Origin of the sequence: Klebsiella huaxiensis (genome assembly GCF_003261575.2) — a bacterium.
GTDB lineage: Bacteria > Pseudomonadota > Gammaproteobacteria > Enterobacterales > Enterobacteriaceae > Klebsiella > Klebsiella huaxiensis.
Window position 1 is genome coordinate 2,111,979 of record NZ_CP036175.1, and the last position, 16,541, is coordinate 2,128,519.

General features: G+C 51.8%; 16 protein-coding genes. 13 read left to right on the plus strand and 3 right to left on the minus strand.

The genetic code is table 11. The annotated features are described in order from the left end of the window. Positions 1–16 precede the first annotated feature (16 nt). The 3 genes from DA718_RS10000 to DA718_RS10010 all read left to right on the plus strand — a co-directional run bounded on the left by DA718_RS10000 (position 17) and on the right by DA718_RS10010 (position 2,526). Positions 17–466: a PTS mannitol transporter subunit IIA gene (locus tag DA718_RS10000; RefSeq protein WP_112216587.1), complete on the plus strand. Its 450-nt coding sequence runs from the start codon at positions 17–19 to the stop codon at positions 464–466. After that, the gene (locus DA718_RS10005) at positions 463–1,404 is read left to right on the plus strand and encodes a sugar phosphate isomerase/epimerase family protein (protein ID WP_112216586.1); all 942 of its coding nucleotides are present in this window, start codon (positions 463–465) and stop codon (positions 1,402–1,404) included. Before DA718_RS10000 ends, DA718_RS10005 begins: the two co-directional genes overlap by 4 nt. 123 nt (positions 1,405–1,527) lie before the next feature. Next, entirely contained in the window at positions 1,528–2,526 is a 999-nt protein-coding gene (locus tag DA718_RS10010) for a LacI family DNA-binding transcriptional regulator (protein ID WP_112216585.1), read from the plus strand. 16 nt (positions 2,527–2,542) lie between these two features. Here the strand turns inward: DA718_RS10010 and DA718_RS10015 are convergent, their stop codons facing one another. Then, complete coding sequence (locus tag DA718_RS10015) at positions 2,543–2,932, minus strand: tautomerase family protein (protein WP_112216584.1); 390 nt, start codon at positions 2,930–2,932, stop codon at positions 2,543–2,545. Between the two features lie 114 nt (positions 2,933–3,046). Between DA718_RS10015 and DA718_RS10020 the strand changes: the two genes are divergently transcribed. Beyond that, positions 3,047–3,964, plus strand: coding sequence for a LysR family transcriptional regulator (locus tag DA718_RS10020; RefSeq protein WP_110275426.1), 918 nt, complete (start codon positions 3,047–3,049; stop codon positions 3,962–3,964). On the opposite strand, the gene DA718_RS10025 is transcribed toward DA718_RS10020, so the two are convergent. Both DA718_RS10025 and shiA read right to left on the minus strand, forming a co-directional pair. Continuing rightward, the gene (locus tag DA718_RS10025) at positions 3,957–4,700 is read right to left on the minus strand and encodes a lipoyl protein ligase domain-containing protein (protein ID WP_112216583.1); all 744 of its coding nucleotides are present in this window, start codon (positions 4,698–4,700) and stop codon (positions 3,957–3,959) included. The genes DA718_RS10020 and DA718_RS10025 overlap by 8 nt on opposite strands. A 16-nt stretch (positions 4,701–4,716) precedes the next feature. Continuing rightward, positions 4,717–6,042, minus strand: a complete 1,326-nt coding sequence (gene shiA, locus DA718_RS10030; protein WP_112216582.1) for a shikimate transporter — start codon at positions 6,040–6,042, stop codon at positions 4,717–4,719. 301 nt (positions 6,043–6,343) lie between these two features. On the opposite strand from shiA, the gene DA718_RS10035 reads away from it, so the two are divergent. From DA718_RS10035 to DA718_RS10075, 9 genes are all read left to right on the plus strand, one after another. Beyond that, entirely contained in the window at positions 6,344–6,841 is a 498-nt protein-coding gene (locus DA718_RS10035) for a putative pterin-binding protein (RefSeq protein WP_110275423.1), read from the plus strand. Positions 6,842–6,851: 10 nt separating this feature from the next. After that, positions 6,852–8,777, plus strand: a complete 1,926-nt coding sequence (locus tag DA718_RS10040) for a putative bifunctional diguanylate cyclase/phosphodiesterase (protein ID WP_112216581.1) — start codon at positions 6,852–6,854, stop codon at positions 8,775–8,777. 205 nt (positions 8,778–8,982) lie between these two features. Continuing rightward, entirely contained in the window at positions 8,983–9,315 is a 333-nt protein-coding gene (locus DA718_RS10045) for a TehB family protein (protein ID WP_112216580.1), read from the plus strand. A gap of 8 nt (positions 9,316–9,323) precedes the next feature. After that, positions 9,324–9,662 carry a DUF1869 domain-containing protein gene (locus DA718_RS10050; protein ID WP_110275567.1) on the plus strand — a complete coding sequence of 113 codons (339 nt, stop codon included), beginning with the start codon at positions 9,324–9,326 and terminating at the stop codon, positions 9,660–9,662. A gap of 859 nt (positions 9,663–10,521) precedes the next feature. Continuing rightward, positions 10,522–11,106, plus strand: coding sequence for a hypothetical protein (locus DA718_RS10055; RefSeq protein ID WP_112216579.1), 585 nt, complete (start codon positions 10,522–10,524; stop codon positions 11,104–11,106). Between the two features lie 112 nt (positions 11,107–11,218). Further along, the gene (locus tag DA718_RS10060; protein ID WP_112216578.1) at positions 11,219–11,788 is read left to right on the plus strand and encodes a fimbrial protein; all 570 of its coding nucleotides are present in this window, start codon (positions 11,219–11,221) and stop codon (positions 11,786–11,788) included. Positions 11,789–11,902: 114 nt separating this feature from the next. Then, entirely contained in the window at positions 11,903–14,509 is a 2,607-nt protein-coding gene (locus DA718_RS10065) for a fimbria/pilus outer membrane usher protein (RefSeq protein WP_112216577.1), read from the plus strand. Positions 14,510–14,558: 49 nt separating this feature from the next. Further along, positions 14,559–15,284, plus strand: coding sequence for a fimbrial biogenesis chaperone (locus DA718_RS10070; RefSeq protein ID WP_112216576.1), 726 nt, complete (start codon positions 14,559–14,561; stop codon positions 15,282–15,284). After that, positions 15,281–16,525, plus strand: a complete 1,245-nt coding sequence (locus DA718_RS10075; protein ID WP_112216575.1) for a fimbrial protein — start codon at positions 15,281–15,283, stop codon at positions 16,523–16,525. The genes DA718_RS10070 and DA718_RS10075 overlap by 4 nt, the downstream gene beginning before the upstream one ends. Positions 16,526–16,541: the final 16 nt, after the last annotated feature.

A 16,541-nucleotide genomic window follows, 5' to 3' on the forward strand; every position in this document is an offset into this window, starting at 1 on the left:
CGTACGGGAGAGGCGCATGTTAACCCTTAAGCAAGAAGATATTTTTATTGGCTGCCGGGCGAATTCAAAGAAGAAGGCGCTGCGCATTGCTGCGGATTCCTTGCAGGCTGGCGGCTACGTCAGCGACGGTTTTTTTGAATCAATGGTAGATCGCGAAAAGGCGCTCTCTACCTGGCTCGGGGCGGGCGTGGCGATGCCTCATTGCAGCAAAGAGGGCATTGACCTGGTGCGGCAAACTGGCTTCCAGCTGTTTCAGTTTCCGGATGGCGTGGGCTGGGGGGAAGGCAGAGTGGCTTTCCTGGTGGTCGCCGTGGCGGCAAAAAATAATGAACACATTGATGTTATCGCGGATCTGGCAGACCTGCTTGATGACGAAGTGAAAACGACGCTGCTCGCCAGCGCCGACAGCAAAGACGCGTTTATGCAGATCCTCGAAGGTCACTCATTTAAGAAGGATAGAATATGAAACTGGCACTCTGTACTGATGTTCTCGCCGACCTGGCTTTCCCTGAAATGCTCGACCGCGTGAAGCAGTATGGCATTAACGGCGTGGAGATGACCGCAGGCGGTTGGTCGCCTTGCCCGCATGTGAAAACCGAAGAGCTGCTGGCTTCCCCAGCGAAGCTCGCGGCGTTTTGCGGGGAACTGGAAAAACGCGGCATGGAAATCGTTGCCCTGAACTGTTCGGGTAACCCGCTGGCACCCGGCGCGCTGGGCGAGAAACATACCGCCAGCAGCTACCGCACCGTTGAGCTGGCGGCGAAGCTCGGCGTCAAAAAAGTCGTCATGATGAGCGGCCTGCCCGGCGGCGGCCCGGACGACAAAATCCCTAACTGGATAACCTCAACGGTTTCCTGGCCCGACTATATGCCAGGGGTGATTGATTACCAGTGGAATGAGGTGGCGATACCGTGGTGGCAGGCTTTTGCCCGCCATGCGGCTGAACACGGGATCGAACAGATTGCCCTCGAAGAGTTCCCTAGCCAGCTGGTGTACAACCCGAGCACGTTGCTGCGCCTGCGCGATGCGGTGGGTGACATCATCGGCATGAACCTCGACCCGTCGCACCTGATTGCCATGGGGGCTGAGCCCATTGCCGCTGCCCGGAAGCTGGAAGGAGTGATTTATCACGTTCACGGTAAAGATGCGCGTATTGAGCGCGGGCTGGCGGACGTTGACGGTCTGCTGGAGTATCAGCCGGTGACTGAAACCAAAACCCGGACCTGGAACTACGTGGCGGTTGGCTGCGGACAGGATTTGAAGTGGTGGAAAGAGTTCTTCTCAGTGCTGCGCATGACCGGTTACAACGGTTATGTATCGCTGGAGATGGAGGACCTGACGATGAGCGTTGAAGCGGGGCTACGGACGTCGATTGATGCCCTTAACGCAACCTTAAGTCAGTGATAACGGGCCGCGTTCTTCCACCGGGGGGCGGGAGAACGCGGTGCGTTTTTTGTTGAGCGGATTCTATCTTGCTGTATTTTACGTTCTATTGGATGTTAATCATCAGGAACGTTAAAACCGAGAATGAGCGCCTCTAAACGACAAAAAGCGACCGCCAGCGATGTTGCGTTACTGGCGGGCGTCTCAAAGTGGACCGTTTCCCGGGCGTTTACTCCCGGGGCATCTATCCAGGCGAAAACGCGAGAAGATGTCATGAAGGCCGCCAATACCCTGGGGTATCGGCCTAATTTGCTGGCGCGCAGCCTGACGCAAAAGCAAACCCACATCATCGGCGTGGCGGTTGATGAGCTGCGCAATCCCAATATGGTGCTGTTGCTCAATGAAGTGACTCGCCAGCTACAAAATCGCGGCTATATGGCATTGGTAATTAACGTCGCCGATCAGGAAAGCAACCGCACGGCGATGGCGCTGGCTTACCAGCTCCAGGTCGACGGCATTCTGTTTATGGCAACGGTACTGACGCCGGAGCTTATTGCGATCGCCACCGAAATTCACCGGGTACCGCTGGTGCAGATTGGTCGTAATACCGAGAATCCGGAAATCCAGGTGGTGAATATCGACGGCTGGCTTGCTGGCAAGCAGATCGCTGAACTGCTGCTGGGGCAGGGGCATCGTACATTTGGTTATATGAAAGGGCCTGACACCCCGTCGCATCATTTACTGCGAATGGAAGGGTATCAGGCGGCGCTGGAGAAGGGCGGTTGTCGACTTGATACGTTGCTGGTGGCCGGGCAGTATCTGCGCACCCGGGGATATGCTGCGATGAGCGACTATCTTGACGCTACGCCTGAAGCCGAGCGAGTCGATGCTCTGTTCTGCGAAAACGATATTCTGGCCATCGGCGCGCTGCAGGCGCTGCGTGAGCGGGATTTAACCATGAGTATTGTCGGTTTCGATAATATCGACGAAGCGGCAGCGCCTGAGTGGCAGCTGACCACTTACGATCAGCGGCGCGAGCGGCTGGTTGAAGAGGCACTGAATCGACTGATCGATGCAACTGAAGGCTTGCCAGCGGCGTGGCGCACCGGGGAACTGATCGTGCGCCAGTCGCATCGAGAATAAGGCCGTTTCCGCTCGACTACAGCTCGCCGGTCATATACTGTGCGACGCCGCGGCCAAAACTCCAGTCGCCTTTGTGGTTGCTTATCACCGAGATCATCAGGTCATCGCCGCTCAGTCCGCAGTGCTCCTGCAATTGAGCTTGCAGAGTGGCATAGAAAAGCTGCTTCTGCTGTTCGCTGCGCGGGCTGGTATAAACTCTCACCACTACCACCTCTTTGCTGCGCGTTAGTTCCAGTCCGGTATCTTCAATCACCATATGGTGAGCTTTGTTTTCGTGAACAATCTGGTAACGGTCGCGCTCAGGCACTTTGAATGCTTGCACCACGGCGCGGTGAGCCGCATCCAGCAGGGTTTTTATCTCGCTTTCACTACGGCCTTCAAAAATATCAAACGTCAGTAACGGCATGGCAGGTGGTCCTTGTTGTTGGATTAACGAGCGATGAATGTGATGCTAACCCATGCTGATGCGGGTAAAAACCGCTATATTTGAACTCATTGTTTTCCTACATGAACAATCGGCATGAACGAGATCCGCCCGGAAATTTACTGGACTCACCTGTACTGGCTAACGGTACTGGAGGAGCAAAAAAGCTACACCCGTGCGGCTGAAAAGCTGGCGGTGAGTAAGTCCGCCATTAGCCAGAAGATCAGCGAACTGGAGCGGGTGACCGGCAAGGCGCTGGTGCACCGAACCACTCGCAGCGTCACGTTAAGCGAAGATGGGTTGCGGCTGGTGGCGGAGCTTAACGAGCCTTTCGGGCAGATCCGCGAGATTTTCACCGGCACCTGCGATGATGAAGGCGGGCCACTGCGCGGAACGCTACGGCTAACCGCACCGGTGGCCTTTTCGCGCCAGCAACTGGTCCCGGCTATCACGCCCTTTTTGCATGAGCATCCACAGCTTCATCTACAACTGGAAGTTACCGACCGGCTGGTGTCGCTGGCTAGCGAAGGATTCGATCTTGCCATTCGCCACTGCCGTCGCGAACTGCTGCCACAGACCCATGTGGCCTGGCCACTCTGTCGGACGGCAACCCTGGTTGTTGCCTCGGCGGATTATATTCGTCGCTTTGGTCGCCCCGACTCGCCAGACGCGCTGCGCCAGCATCACTGCCTGACCTATCCGCGTGGGCCGCAAAGCCCGCACTGGACCTTCGAATGCGGCAATGAACGAGTCAGCGTGAAAGTGCAGGGGCCGTTTTCGACCAACAACAGTGAATCCCTGCGCGATGCGGTGCTGGCTGGGCTGGGAATTGCATTATTGCCGGATTTTAGCGCCAGAGAGGCGATTGGCCGTGGGTTGGTACAGGAACTGTTGCCGGGCTGGCAGCCGGTGGATGTGTTTGCGGAAAATCTTTACGTCATTCGCCCCTACACGCCGCGGGTATCGCGGGCGGTAGAGACCTTTAGCCGCTATCTGAAGACCACTTTTAGCTGATGTTTTGCAGCACTTGCACCAGCGCCTCGCGAAAGCGGGGGAGCACATCAGCCTCTTCAGGGATAAGCTCCGCCAGGGCCACGGTTTTATCGGTGCGGTAGATTCGACCGCTGCCCAGATGCGCTTCAAAGGCATTCGCCGCCTGATGCGCTGCATAGAGATCGGCGTCCAGCAATATCACCGCGTGGGCGAGGACCACATGGCCTTTACCCCCAGCCATTGGTCGCCAATACTGAGCCGTACCAGCGATTTTACGCACCTGCTCGCCTTCACCGCAGGCCAGATTGTAGCGGCCATCGCAAAACGAACCGCTCACCGCCTGGAAGTGGCTGGCGACGCCAAAAGTTGCCAGCGTGCGCTGAAGCAGGCCGCAGAGGAACAGATAAATCGGCTCTGCCGCGTCGCCCAGCGGTTGGTAAACCGGCCAGGCGAGGCTGAGATTGATAATCCCCGGCCCCTGCGGCACTAGCCCGCCGCCGGAGCGGCGCAGCCAGACCGGCCAACCCTGACGGGCAAATTGCTTACTTATCGCCGCCAGTTCCGTGAACTTTCGGTAGCTTCCGGGGACCACAAACCCCTGCGGAGCCTGCCATAGCTGAGCGACGGCTTCCCCGTTAATAGCCCGATCAAACAGCGGCTGCTCCGCCAGCGTCGGGTCGGAGCAATATTGAATCGGCAGAAGCTGGTGATTAAAACGCGTCGGCCAGCATGCCTCGCCGCGAGAGTCCTGAGTCATTTTGCCTCCTTAACGACTATTCAGCGTGGCGACTGGGCTTCATCAACATCGCCGTCAGGGCGGAGAGCAGGCAGCCTGCGGTCAAATAGATAGCGACGCTGTGCCATGAACCACTTGAGAAGGTGACCAGCGCGGCGGCGATAAACGGTGTAAAGCCGCCGCCAACCACACTGGCGACCTGATATCCCACCCCGGCCCCGCTATAGCGGTAGCTGGCGCCAAACATCTCGGTAAACATCGGCTGCTGGACGCAAACCACCATATCGTGGGCGATGTTCGCCAGCATCAGCGCGAAAAACAGGATCCAGAAATAGGACTGGCTTTCGAGCGCCATAAAAAATGGGAAACCGCTAAGCGTACCGATCAACGCCCCGGTGATGTACACCTGACGTCGCCCGAAGCGGTCCGCCAGCCATGCGAAGCAGGGAATGGTCAGGCAGCTGATGGCACCGACTAACAGGCCGATATTAAGGAACAGTTCGCGAGGCAGGCCAAGATTCTGCGTGGAGTAGTTCAGTGCGAAGGCGGTGACGATGTACATCGTCAGCAGTTCGCACAGGCGCAGACCGATGATCATTAAAAAAGCGCCCGGATGGCGGAGCAGAGCTTCTACCACCGGCAGACGCTTTTTCTTCGTTTGACTCTGCTGATCACGCTGCTGCTGTTCGAATTCAGCCGATTCTGCCATGCCGTTACGGATCCACAGCGCCGCCAACACCAGCACCACGCTAAACAAGAACGGCAGACGCCAGCCCCAGCTCAGGAACTGTTCATCAGTAGTGTAAGAGCTTATCAGCGACACCAGGCCGGTAGAGAGCAGCAGGCCGACGCCGTAGCCCACCTGCACGCCGCTGCTGTAGAACGCTTTTTTATTTTTTGGCGCACTTTCTACCGCCAGCAGCGCCGCGCCGCCCCATTCACCGCCTACCGCAAAACCCTGCACGGCACGCAGTAGAACCAGCAGCGCTGGTGCCCACCAGCCAATCTGATTGAACGAAGGCAGCAGGCCGATGCAGGCGGTCGCGATCCCCATCATCCAGACGGTCATCATCAGCATACGCTTGCGCCCAAGGCGATCGCCGAAGTGGCCGAAGATAATTCCGCCGAGCGGGCGGAAGAGGAAACCTACGCCGAAAGTGGCGAAGGCGGCCAGGGTGCCCATCGCCGGGCTGACCTGCGGAAAGAACTCCCGGTTAAAAACCAGCGCGGCGGTAATGCCATAGAGGAGAAAATCGTACCAGTCGACCACGGCCCCGGCGAAGCTGCCCCAGGCCGCCCTGCGGGCGCGATTGAGTGAGTTTGCCTCCTTGCCGGGGCGATTAGAAATGAGCGTTGAGTCCATACTTGTCCTGTCTGTTGCTGAATTTATAATTTTTGGAATGAGACGCTTTCCTGATTAGCGTTCTATTGAGACTACCGCGCTGATGGAAAAGAGAAAAGATTTTTACTTGGGCTTTGTTCTGAAAGGCATATAGCACCTGGACAGAGGAAAGGACAACGATCTTCCTGGCTGCTCAGAATGTGAGCTTAAGAGTTGGCTTATTGTCTTTAATTTATTTTTTAGTCTCGATGGGGACATCTTTTAAGAATTCACGCAAATGGTTTACAATTAACATGTCTCCAATTTCGGAATGGTGAGTTAAATGCGTTTATTTTTTGCAGCTTTATTTTGTGTCATGGTTTTGCCTTCCGCTTTTGCAGAAAAACTGCCGATGCCTGTGGGGAAACCCGTTTTAACTATTTCCGGGCTGATTGGGAATACGAATGAAGGCGATACGGCCGTTTTTGATGTCGCAGCATTAGAAAAACTGGGCATGGAAACGACAGTGACCACGACGCCATGGTATTCCGGGAAAGTCCGCTTTGACGGGGTTTCCCTTAGTAAACTCATGGATTTAGTCGGTGCTAAAGGTAAGTCCGCCAGGGTGCTGGCGCTAAATGATTATACCACCATCGTTCCGCTTGATGATTTTCAAAAATTCCCTGTTATTTTGGCTTTAAAAATGAATGGCGAATATATGCGCATTCGCGATAAAGGGCCTTTATTTATTGTTTACCCCTATGACAGCAGCCCGGAATTGCAGAATCAAATCTATTATTCCCGTTCAGCATGGCAGGTTTCGAAGATTATAATTGAGTAAGGGTTTGATCTTGAATCGAATACTCACTGCCATTATTTTGTCGCTTTTCATTGTTACCGGATACATTACCTATCTGGTACATGAGCGACAAAGTGAGCTGCAAAAATTAACGCGTTACACCGATTCGTGGTCAGTCTCACAAATAGTCTCCGAGTACATGCGCCTTGAAGCGCGGCTGAGTGCGATGGGGATGGGCGTTGAGGGGAGTGATCGCGATGAGGTGCGCCTGCGCCTGGAAATTATGATGAGCCAGATTGCGCTGCTACAGCAGGGCGATCTGGGAAAGTTTATTGGTAAAGATGCGCAGCGTAAGGCAACGGTTGCCCGCCTGGTACGTATCCTGAATCAGTTGGATAAGCAACTGGATACCATGACGACCGCGCAGTTAAAACCGCTACTGCGCGAAATGAGTACGCTGGACGGACCTATGACCTCAATAGCGTCAACCTCGCTCGCTCAGGACATCAATATTGTTAATCTGACCCACGATAAAATACAGAATCTGTATTATATCTATTCGGCCATTTCTATCCTGTTGATTACCCTCTGTATCACGTTGGGTCTGCTAATGTTGCGGCAAAATAATACGCTGCGCCGTGCTCATGTGCGGATGAAATTACTGGCCAACGATCTGCAGACATCAAAAGAGAAACTGCAGGTGCAGAACCGTCGGCTGCAGTACGACGCCTATCATGATTCGCTGACCGGTATGCCCAACCGACTCTCTTTCTGGCAACGGCTGCAGGAGATAGTTAACCAGGTCCGGCCCTATAACGGCTCGGCGGTGGTGATGCTGTTCGATCTCGACAATTTTAAGGATGTGAATGATACCCAGGGCCACGATGCCGGGGATAAGCTTTTGCAGGATTTAGCCAGCCGTCTCTCCTTCTTTCGCAAAACGTCAGAGACCCTGTATCGGCTGGGGGGCGATGAGTTTGCGCTTGTTTCGCATGATTTAAGCGAGGAGATGGCGCTGGAGCGGGCGAATATCATTCGCGAAAAAATCAGCCAGCCGTATCAGATTTATGATTCGCTGATCCATATCGGCGCTTGCATTGGGATTGTTATTTCTGATGGCGAGAGCCGTACCGATTATTTATACAAGTGTGCCGATCTGGCGCTGTACGAAGCGAAAAAAGAGGGTTCCGGCAAAGTACAGATATTCCGTCCCGATATGCTTGAGCGTTTGCAGGAGAATAAATCCTTTGAAGACGATCTGCTGCAGGCGCTGGATAAAGGTGAGTTCAGGGTTTACTACCAACCCATTGCCGATACGATTAACGGTGAAATCTACGGTTATGAAGCGCTTGTCCGTTGGTTTCATCCGCTGCGCGGTAGCGTATCGCCGAGCGAATTTATCCCGGTAGCTGAGAAAATTGGCCTGATTAACCCGTTGGGCGAGTGGGTACTCAGAACCGCCTGCCGGGAGGCCGCCAGCTGGTCATCGCCGCTCAAGGTGTCGGTTAACGTTTCGCCCATTCAGCTTATTAACAGTTCGCTGACCGATACCGTCATTTCGATACTGAAAAGTACCGGGCTCGATCCACTCCGCCTCGATCTGGAGATTACCGAGTCGGATGTATTTAACGAAAACACCCGTTCCTTAGAGATCCTCAGCCAACTGCGCGAACTGGGCGTTCAAATTTCTATTGATGATTTTGGTACCGGGTATTCATCGCTATCCCGCTTGAGTTATTTCCCCTTTGATAAGATAAAAATCGATCGTTCATTTGTGATTAATATTCCGGGTCAGAAAGATGATCTCGATATCGTCCGCTTGATTATCAGCATGGGTAAAAGCTTGCATATGCGCATCGTTGCCGAAGGTGTTGAAACAGAAGAGCAGCTGAAGTCGTTACAGAAATTAGGATGCGATCTGGTGCAAGGATATTTAATTGGTAAGCCCGGGCCGCTGAACTCATCTGGGAATAATTAAATTATCTTGTTTTTGCGGGCGACTTCGATTTTATAGAATCGCTCGTATCTATTTTAGTGAGTACCTAACTCCTGGTGGGTATAAATAGGGGTAGGTGCAAAGTTTGCCAAAAAATAATCCCCTCAGTGATTGAAAGGGGTATATGATATGCAACATATTTTCCCGTTCCCGATCGTACTGATAGTGCGTAAAGAGAGGCAGAATCATGCAGCGAATCATTATCCCGACCCACTATGTGCATACCCGTAGCACGCCGCTGTGGACCAAAGAGACCGCTCCGGCGTCAATCTGGAAACGACATCTTGATGCCGGGACACGGCAGGGAGTCTATCCACGGCTGTCGGTAATGAAAGGGGCGATACGCTATCTGGGCTTTGCTGATGAGACCAGCGCCGATCCGGTGGAAACGTTAACTATTGCCGAAGGTGAATTTGGCGTTTTCCCGCCCGAAAAATGGCACTGCATTGAGGCGTTAACGGAGGATACCGTTTTTAATGTCGATTTTTATGTCGATCCTAAAATTCTTATTGAGGGCTAAGGAAGAAGATGAACAGTGAAAATCTGGGTTACTCATTAGCGGTGATTAACGGCAACAATAAAGATAAAAAAGAGAAAGTCTATCTTAAGCCGATGGCGCTTTATGTCCCTGACATCGCCGTGCAAGCCGTATCGGAGCTTATTTCTACGCTGTCCGCGGATAATGCTGGAGGAAAAGGGTTTATATTGACGGTCACCAACAATAATAATGGTGTATCGGTAGACAATGAATTCGCTACCCTGGCTGAGTTGCAGGATCCGACCATCGCCGCTGATGCGGTTAAAGACCTGATCAACATCGTGCGCGGCTACGAGTCTGATGAAGAGACCAACGTCTGCGGCTGGTAGTGGTTTACCGAAACCATCCTTTTTGCTGACCAGACTACTTGTAACGAGCAGCGGCGCGTCACATGTGTGGGCCTTTAGAAAACGTACAACCTGATGAGGTTGTCGTATTTGCAGGCCCGATCGGACGCTCGCTGGCGTCTGTCAAAATTAGCTATGTTTGAGAACTTTCCCATCCATAACTTTCCCGCGGTGGTCCAGGATATGCTCAGCTAACAGCTTCCCTGGTCAATTTTTTGCATCGCGCCATCTTCTGGCGGCATGTTCCTCGCTTCTCCTGTAATGAAATGGTTTATATGGGCAGAGAATGGTCATATTACAACCGATAAATATAATTCCATCCTGTCTTGCGCTTAAGAATTCGACATCAATTATATCTGAATGTTTAATCGGGAAAAAAACGTCACCGAAATATATATTATTTATTATGCATTTTATCTTAGGAATAATAGTCCAGATAATTATTCTCAAGTATAATTATTGATTAACTATTTAGGCTGTAATCATCGATTTAATGAAGGAAACTCTTCAATTACGTATTGTATTGCTTCCAACATGATGGGGGGATAAGCTTTTTTCTGTTTGTTTTTTTATTGTTATTGTTTGATTTTAAAGGAAATTTCAACAAATAAGAGCAAAGCATATTGATTCATATCAATGGTAAATATTGCTAATTAATTTTTAATTGTAATTAACGATCAATGCATCCTTACCAATAGTTAATATCTATCACTTTATGATTTGTCGATCGTTATAAACGATTGATAAAAATGAGTTCATCGTGTTACAAATAAATTCATCAGGTAACGGGGTATTTTTCTGTTAATGATTTGGATGGGATAACAAATAAAGGATTACATGGATGAAATATCATTTGATATCAGATAATAGCTTTTTTCTGTCCGGCGTGGAATGGCTCAGTGAACTGGATGGACATGCCGTGGAATTGGTGAAATTACCATTTGATATTAAAGGGTTAAGTATTTCTCCTGGCGATGTTGTTGTTCTCTATATTTCAAATCATCGCTATCGCACCCAATTTATGCGTTTTTGTTCGTTGCAGCTGTGTCGGGTTTTTATCCTCGTGGACGTCCCGGTATTCCGGTCTGTGAGAACATATTTCCCATGGTTAGTGAATGCATCGGTTTCGATACAAGATTTACTCTCGTTAATCAGGATGGCCAGAATAACGGAAGTTAAGTATCAGAGTAAAACACGACAACTACGTAATATATTTGATTTGATAACCAAAGGGGCGTCGGTAGAAGATGTGGCAAATTGCTCACATCTCACCAGAGATTATATCTACCGCGTCACTCGGGAAGAGGTTATGCGTTACGGAATGGCCGATTGCAATCGTACTGCAATGCTCATTTGTCGGGATATTAATCTCATTACAGAACTTTCAGGTGTGAGTGGGAATAAAATACCTGTTTGTCACTCGTAGTATTAATTATCACTACTGGATTCATTTTCTAAGTGATTTTAAGTTGCCCTAGCCACATTTAAAGCAGTGGTCGTCAGGGTTTTTGTAAAATATAAATAATGGAGTATTTACCATGAAATTAAACCGTATTTTTGCTTCTGTGGTTGCGGCCTCAGCAATGCTTTCCACTGGCGCGATGGCGGCTGACGGTACGATTACGTTTGCAGGCACCGTTACTGCGAGCGCTTGTACTGCGGTTGCCGGTGTATCAGTAGGCGGCGGTGCACCTGCGGTTAACCAGACTATTACATTACCTGCCGTTCCGGCTCCGGCTCTGAACGTTGCATCAGGTACTTATCTGGGCCATACCGCGTTCCAGATTCAACTGACCGGTTGTGCGGCAGTTGGCGCCCTGGCAAACGTCCGTGCTGTGTTTGATACACCTTTCGCACCAGCAGGCGACGCGTACGTGGCAGGTAACACCGCACCGTCAGGTGCGGCTGATGTAGCTGTTGCTATCCTGACCTCTGGCGGTACCCAGATTGACATGAACGGTGGTACTTCTTTGGCAACCAGCTATACGCTGCCATCCACTTCTGGCGCTATCAATATGGACTTCGTCGCGGCGTATAAATCCCTGAGCACCAGCGTCACTGCAGGCCCGGTTGCCGGCACTGCCAACTACACCATCTCTTACTTCTGATGACCCACAGCCTGCGCCTGTTTGGGCAGGCTGTTTCTTTATTACGCAGCGGCGTGTTTGACAGACCAGAATCGGCAACACGAAAAACAATAATACAGTAAAGAGGGTAACGGAATGCCAACAGCAAGCCCGTCTTCATTCGCCACGGACAGAAAGAATTCCCGGTGTTTCTCTGCAGGATGGCTTCGCCCGGGAATTCTTTGTGTCTTCGGTTGTGTGGCCACAAGTACTCTGGCTGACACAGATTTTGAAGAGGTCTTTTTACGCAGGGACAGAGGTGAGGCATCGCCAGAGGTTTTTATCTGGCGTGATGCCATCACTCCGGGAATGAAACCTGTCGACATCAGAGTAAACGAAAATCTGGCCGAGCATATGGAGGTTCGTTTCGTCGACAACGGCAAACAAAGGGTTATCCCTTGCCTTTCGCGCGAACAGTTGCAGGCGCTGGGAATCAAGATTGAATTATATGATGATGCGGCCACTACCGGGAAAGACGCGTTAACAGAATGCGAACGTGTGGAGCAGAAGATCCCCTCATCCACAGTGGTTTATGATGCCGCGCAGCAGGTACTGAACCTGACGGTTCCGCAGGAGGCAATTGATAAGCAGCGTTTTATTATGATTGCTCCAGCGGAGTGGGACCATGGTGTGCCGAGCTTGAGAACCAGCTATAACGGTTATTTTTATACGACTAAAACCAAGGGTTATTCGGGTGAAAACGGGGACAGCGATGATACCACTTCGCGCAGCGCCTATCTTAACCTGAATACCATCGGCTCTCTTGGTGCCTGGCGGCTGTTCAGCATTGACTCCTTTTATCGCAACCCAGGAAGCGGCTGGGAGTCGAATCATGATCGTTCTTATTTGAGCCGCGATATTGCGCTTCTGCGCAGCAGCTTGCAGGCCGGTGAGATTTATACTGATACATCAGGGTACATGGTTGGCGCTATTCCGATGACCGGGGTATCGCTGGCCACCAGTCAAAAAATGTCTATGGATAATCAGTTCAGCTACTCTCCGGTTGTGCGTGGCGTCGCCAGAACCAACGCGCGCCTGGTGATTCGCCAGCGTGGAAATATTATCTACAGCACCACCCTGACGCCCGGGCCTTTTGCCATCGATGATTTGTACAGTGCCCAGGTGGGCGCTGACCTGGAAGTCACCGTCGAAGAGTCGGATGGTCAGGTACAGGTATTCCATGTTCCTTATACCGCATTGCCGAACATGATACGACCAGGGGCCTCACGCTATAGCCTGGCGTTAGGGCGCTATCGCAATCAGGGGCACGGCACGAAAGAGCCCTGGTTAACGAGCGGAAGCCTCGAGTACGGGTTGGAAAAATTCACCCTCAGCGGTTCCTCCCTGATCTCTGAAGAGTATCAGTCTCTTTCTGCCGGAGTGGCGTGGAACGTGGGGAGCATTGGCGCATTTTCCACCGAAATTGCCCATGCCCGGCATAAGGAAACCTGGGGTGAAGGCAACATTCGCGATGGTTCGGCGGTACGCTTTTTATATGCCCGCCACTTTGATGCGACGGGCACCTCCTTGCAGATCCTCGGCTATCAGTACCGTTCTGCTGATTTCCTGGAGTTTCCGGAGTTTCTTTCTCGCCAGAGCTATGAGCGTATCGGGGGATATTCCTGGGGCGATTCAGAGTGGATGCAGCGTAAACGCAGCCGGGTGGAGATGACTCTCAACCAAAGCCTGAGTCAATACGGCAGTCTCTATCTGGGGATGAGTGAGGACCGCTACTACGGGACCAGTCGTAAAAGCACCTCGATTAGCGGAGGCGCCGGGACCACGATAGGCTCTGCCAGCGTCTCTCTGTCTCTGACAAGGACCCGGGATACCAATAATTCAGATACCCAAATAGGGTTGTCCGTTAGCCTGCCGCTGGGCATTTTTGACGCGCGCAGCCGTGATTATGGCTCCATTAACTACAGCATTAATCGCGATCGTAATAATCAGTACAGCCAGTCGATGGGCTATTCCGGTAGCGCCCTGGACAGCCGGGTCAACTATTCCGCCAACGTGATGCGCGATGTGCATGGGGAGTATAGCCAGTCGGGAACGCTGGGCTACAACGGTAGTCTGGCCAGCATATCCGGGGGGATGAGCCACAGCAGCGGTCATAGCCAGTATTCGGCTGGCATGAGCGGCGGTGTCACCTTGTATCGCGGTGGGGTAGTGCTTTCCCCGCAGTTGGGCAACACGGTTGCCATTATTGAAACGCCTGGCGCATCAGGTATCAGCGTCTCAGGGGCGGGTAATGCTGAGACCGACTATTTTGGTCACGCCATGGTGACCTGGTTGACGCCGTATCGTTACAACGACATCAGTCTGGATACCGGTCGTAGCGCCAAATCACAAAATGTTGAACTGAAGGAGTCTTCCCGCCGGGTCGTGCCTAGCGAAGGCGCGGCGGTATTACTGAAATTTGCTACCCGCGTCGGTCGCCGCGCGATGGTGGATATTCAAAGCCATAAAAAAATCCCGCTCGGTGCAATGGTGTACCTGGCAGGGGAAAAAGAGGAAGCGGGGATTGTCGGCAATCACGGCCAGGCTTATCTGAGCGGCCTCGATGCCCGTAATGACCAGCAGCTGAGCGTTGTATGGGGTAAGCAGCAGGGAGAGCAGTGCAGCTTTACGCTACTTGCGCTGCCTGAAGGACGCCAGTCACCGGAAGACTGGTACAAGAAACAAACTGTGAACTGCCGTTGATGACGTTAAGTCACAAACGGCAGCATAAAAAGGATGAAGGGAGATAAGCATGATGATCAACACCAAATCGATACTGGGCGTAATGTTAGTGGCTGGCGCAATAACCGTACCAGCAGAGTCAGCGGTTCGTCCCCAGCTAACGCGTATCGTGGCCTATGCCGAAGATCGGGAAACGCCGGTGGAAATTGTCAATGAGAGTACGGAAACCTACATGGTGCAGTCCTGGCTGGAGGATACCGACGGAAAAGATAAAGATATCCCGTTGGTGCTGACCCCGCCGGTGATGAAACTTGAGGGCAAAAAGAATGGCAAGCTTCGTCTGGTGGTGATGAAAGGCAATATTCCTCAGGACAAGGAGTCTGTGTACTGGCTGTCCCTGCAGGAAATCCCGCCTAAAGCCGATGATAATGGCAATAGCCTGGTGATTGCGATTCGCAGTCGCTTGAAGGTATTTGTTCGTCCAGCGGGGCTGGATGCCCAGGGGAATGTCGATGCACCGTCAAAGCTGACGTGGCGAATGGAGCAGGCGGACGGAAAGCGCTGGCTGCGGGCGACGAACCCCAGCGTTTACTATGTCAGCTTCGGTGAGCTTTCGGTAAAAGGGCTGGGTACGGCAAAACGTCTGGACGATAAGTATCTGATGGTGCCACCGGGAGGAAGTGAACGTTATGAACTGCCATCGTCTATTAAGGGCAACAGCATCAGCGTGACGTGGAGTGGAATGAACGACTGGGGCGGCGCAGGCAAAGAACATAACCTGGTGGTGGGATTATGAAGCGACTGACGACCTTGGCCTGTCTGTGCGTATTTCCTGCTGCATCGGTATACGCAGTAACCTATAGTGCGACAGCTGTGTGGTCAAACGGGGCCCTGATTGGGCAAACCGCAGCCTGGTGCAGCGTGACGTTGCCTGATGAGAGGCCGATGACTATTCCGCGGAGCTTTGTGGTAGGCAACGATGTTCCGAATGGAACGGAGATATACTCCTGGGGCTACGGCGCGGCGTTTTCCGATTTTATTGTCTCCTGCACGTCTAATGGCTCAGCGGCCTGGGGACTGGACACGGATAGCGCACCCCTGAACAGAATTATACTTACCTATAATAGCGGCGGATATATACCGCTTAGCGATACTGGATTTGGACTGAAAATCTGGGGGCGATTTAACACAGCAGGACAAGCGGATTATACTGCCTGTGGCGGTGTATCGACATTATGTAAGTATTATACTAATTATTACACCGCGCCTACATATCAAGATATGCTAGGTGCCAATACTGAGATTGATTTTACTGTTGCGGGATACTCTAGTAATGGCATGTCGCAACAAATTACTAAATACAGACGACCAAGTGATGGCTATAATACCTATCCAACGATAACTGGCAGTATGTCCATCAGAATGGCGTTGGTTAAAATAGGTACCATACAGTATAACGGCGCATTGAAGGTTAACAATTCCGCTGTGTTTCGCGTTACGGCAAATATTAACGCCGGTATTCAGAATACGCTAAACGGTTTTTTAGATGGCAGCGGAATTACTATTATTCCTCCAGCCTGCCAATTGAAAAACACGGATTACACTTTACCGATGGGGCGCTGGGCGGCAGACGTGATTAATTATACCGGTGCGCCAGCCTACGGTGCGCAGGTGCCGGTTAATCTCTCTCTTGAGTGTTCGGGTAAAGTAAATCATGTTCGTTTTCGATTCGAAGATACCGGTACATCGCTTTCCAGCAACAAGAATATCAGCCTGTATGATACTGCCGGAGGAAGCAAGATTGAGGGGTTGGAAATTGAAATGTTATACAACGGCAGTAAGGTGAATGTTGATAATACGACAATAACGGATACCGGAAGCCACGGCGCTTTTGTTTCTCTGACACCCGCTTTTGATTCTTTTGGCACGGCGGCTTTCCATGCCCGCTATGTCCAGAATGCTGCCGTGACGCGTTCTGGAGCTAACTACACCGGACCTGTAACGGGTAAAGTGAACATGTATGTGACTTACGATTAGCTGGCAGAATAATCAT

What these genes read in the sequence shown, in the direction of transcription:
- DA718_RS10055 (WP_112216579.1), top strand. Translation starts at nt 10,522, where the DNA reads ATGAAATATCATTTGATATCAGATAATAGCTTTTTTCTGTCCGGCGTG.
- DA718_RS10075 (WP_112216575.1), top strand. Translation starts at nt 15,281, where the DNA reads ATGAAGCGACTGACGACCTTGGCCTGTCTGTGCGTATTTCCTGCTGCA.
- DA718_RS10020 (WP_110275426.1), top strand. Translation starts at nt 3,047, where the DNA reads ATGAACGAGATCCGCCCGGAAATTTACTGGACTCACCTGTACTGGCTA.
- DA718_RS10000 (WP_112216587.1), top strand. Translation starts at nt 17, where the DNA reads ATGTTAACCCTTAAGCAAGAAGATATTTTTATTGGCTGCCGGGCGAAT.
- DA718_RS10010 (WP_112216585.1), top strand. Translation starts at nt 1,528, where the DNA reads ATGAGCGCCTCTAAACGACAAAAAGCGACCGCCAGCGATGTTGCGTTA.
- DA718_RS10035 (WP_110275423.1), top strand. Translation starts at nt 6,344, where the DNA reads ATGCGTTTATTTTTTGCAGCTTTATTTTGTGTCATGGTTTTGCCTTCC.
- shiA (WP_112216582.1), bottom strand. Translation starts at nt 6,042, where the DNA reads ATGGACTCAACGCTCATTTCTAATCGCCCCGGCAAGGAGGCAAACTCA.
- DA718_RS10025 (WP_112216583.1), bottom strand. Translation starts at nt 4,700, where the DNA reads ATGACTCAGGACTCTCGCGGCGAGGCATGCTGGCCGACGCGTTTTAAT.
- DA718_RS10050 (WP_110275567.1), top strand. Translation starts at nt 9,324, where the DNA reads ATGAACAGTGAAAATCTGGGTTACTCATTAGCGGTGATTAACGGCAAC.
- DA718_RS10045 (WP_112216580.1), top strand. Translation starts at nt 8,983, where the DNA reads ATGCAGCGAATCATTATCCCGACCCACTATGTGCATACCCGTAGCACG.
- DA718_RS10060 (WP_112216578.1), top strand. Translation starts at nt 11,219, where the DNA reads ATGAAATTAAACCGTATTTTTGCTTCTGTGGTTGCGGCCTCAGCAATG.
- DA718_RS10070 (WP_112216576.1), top strand. Translation starts at nt 14,559, where the DNA reads ATGATGATCAACACCAAATCGATACTGGGCGTAATGTTAGTGGCTGGC.
- DA718_RS10015 (WP_112216584.1), bottom strand. Translation starts at nt 2,932, where the DNA reads ATGCCGTTACTGACGTTTGATATTTTTGAAGGCCGTAGTGAAAGCGAG.
- DA718_RS10065 (WP_112216577.1), top strand. Translation starts at nt 11,903, where the DNA reads ATGCCAACAGCAAGCCCGTCTTCATTCGCCACGGACAGAAAGAATTCC.
- DA718_RS10005 (WP_112216586.1), top strand. Translation starts at nt 463, where the DNA reads ATGAAACTGGCACTCTGTACTGATGTTCTCGCCGACCTGGCTTTCCCT.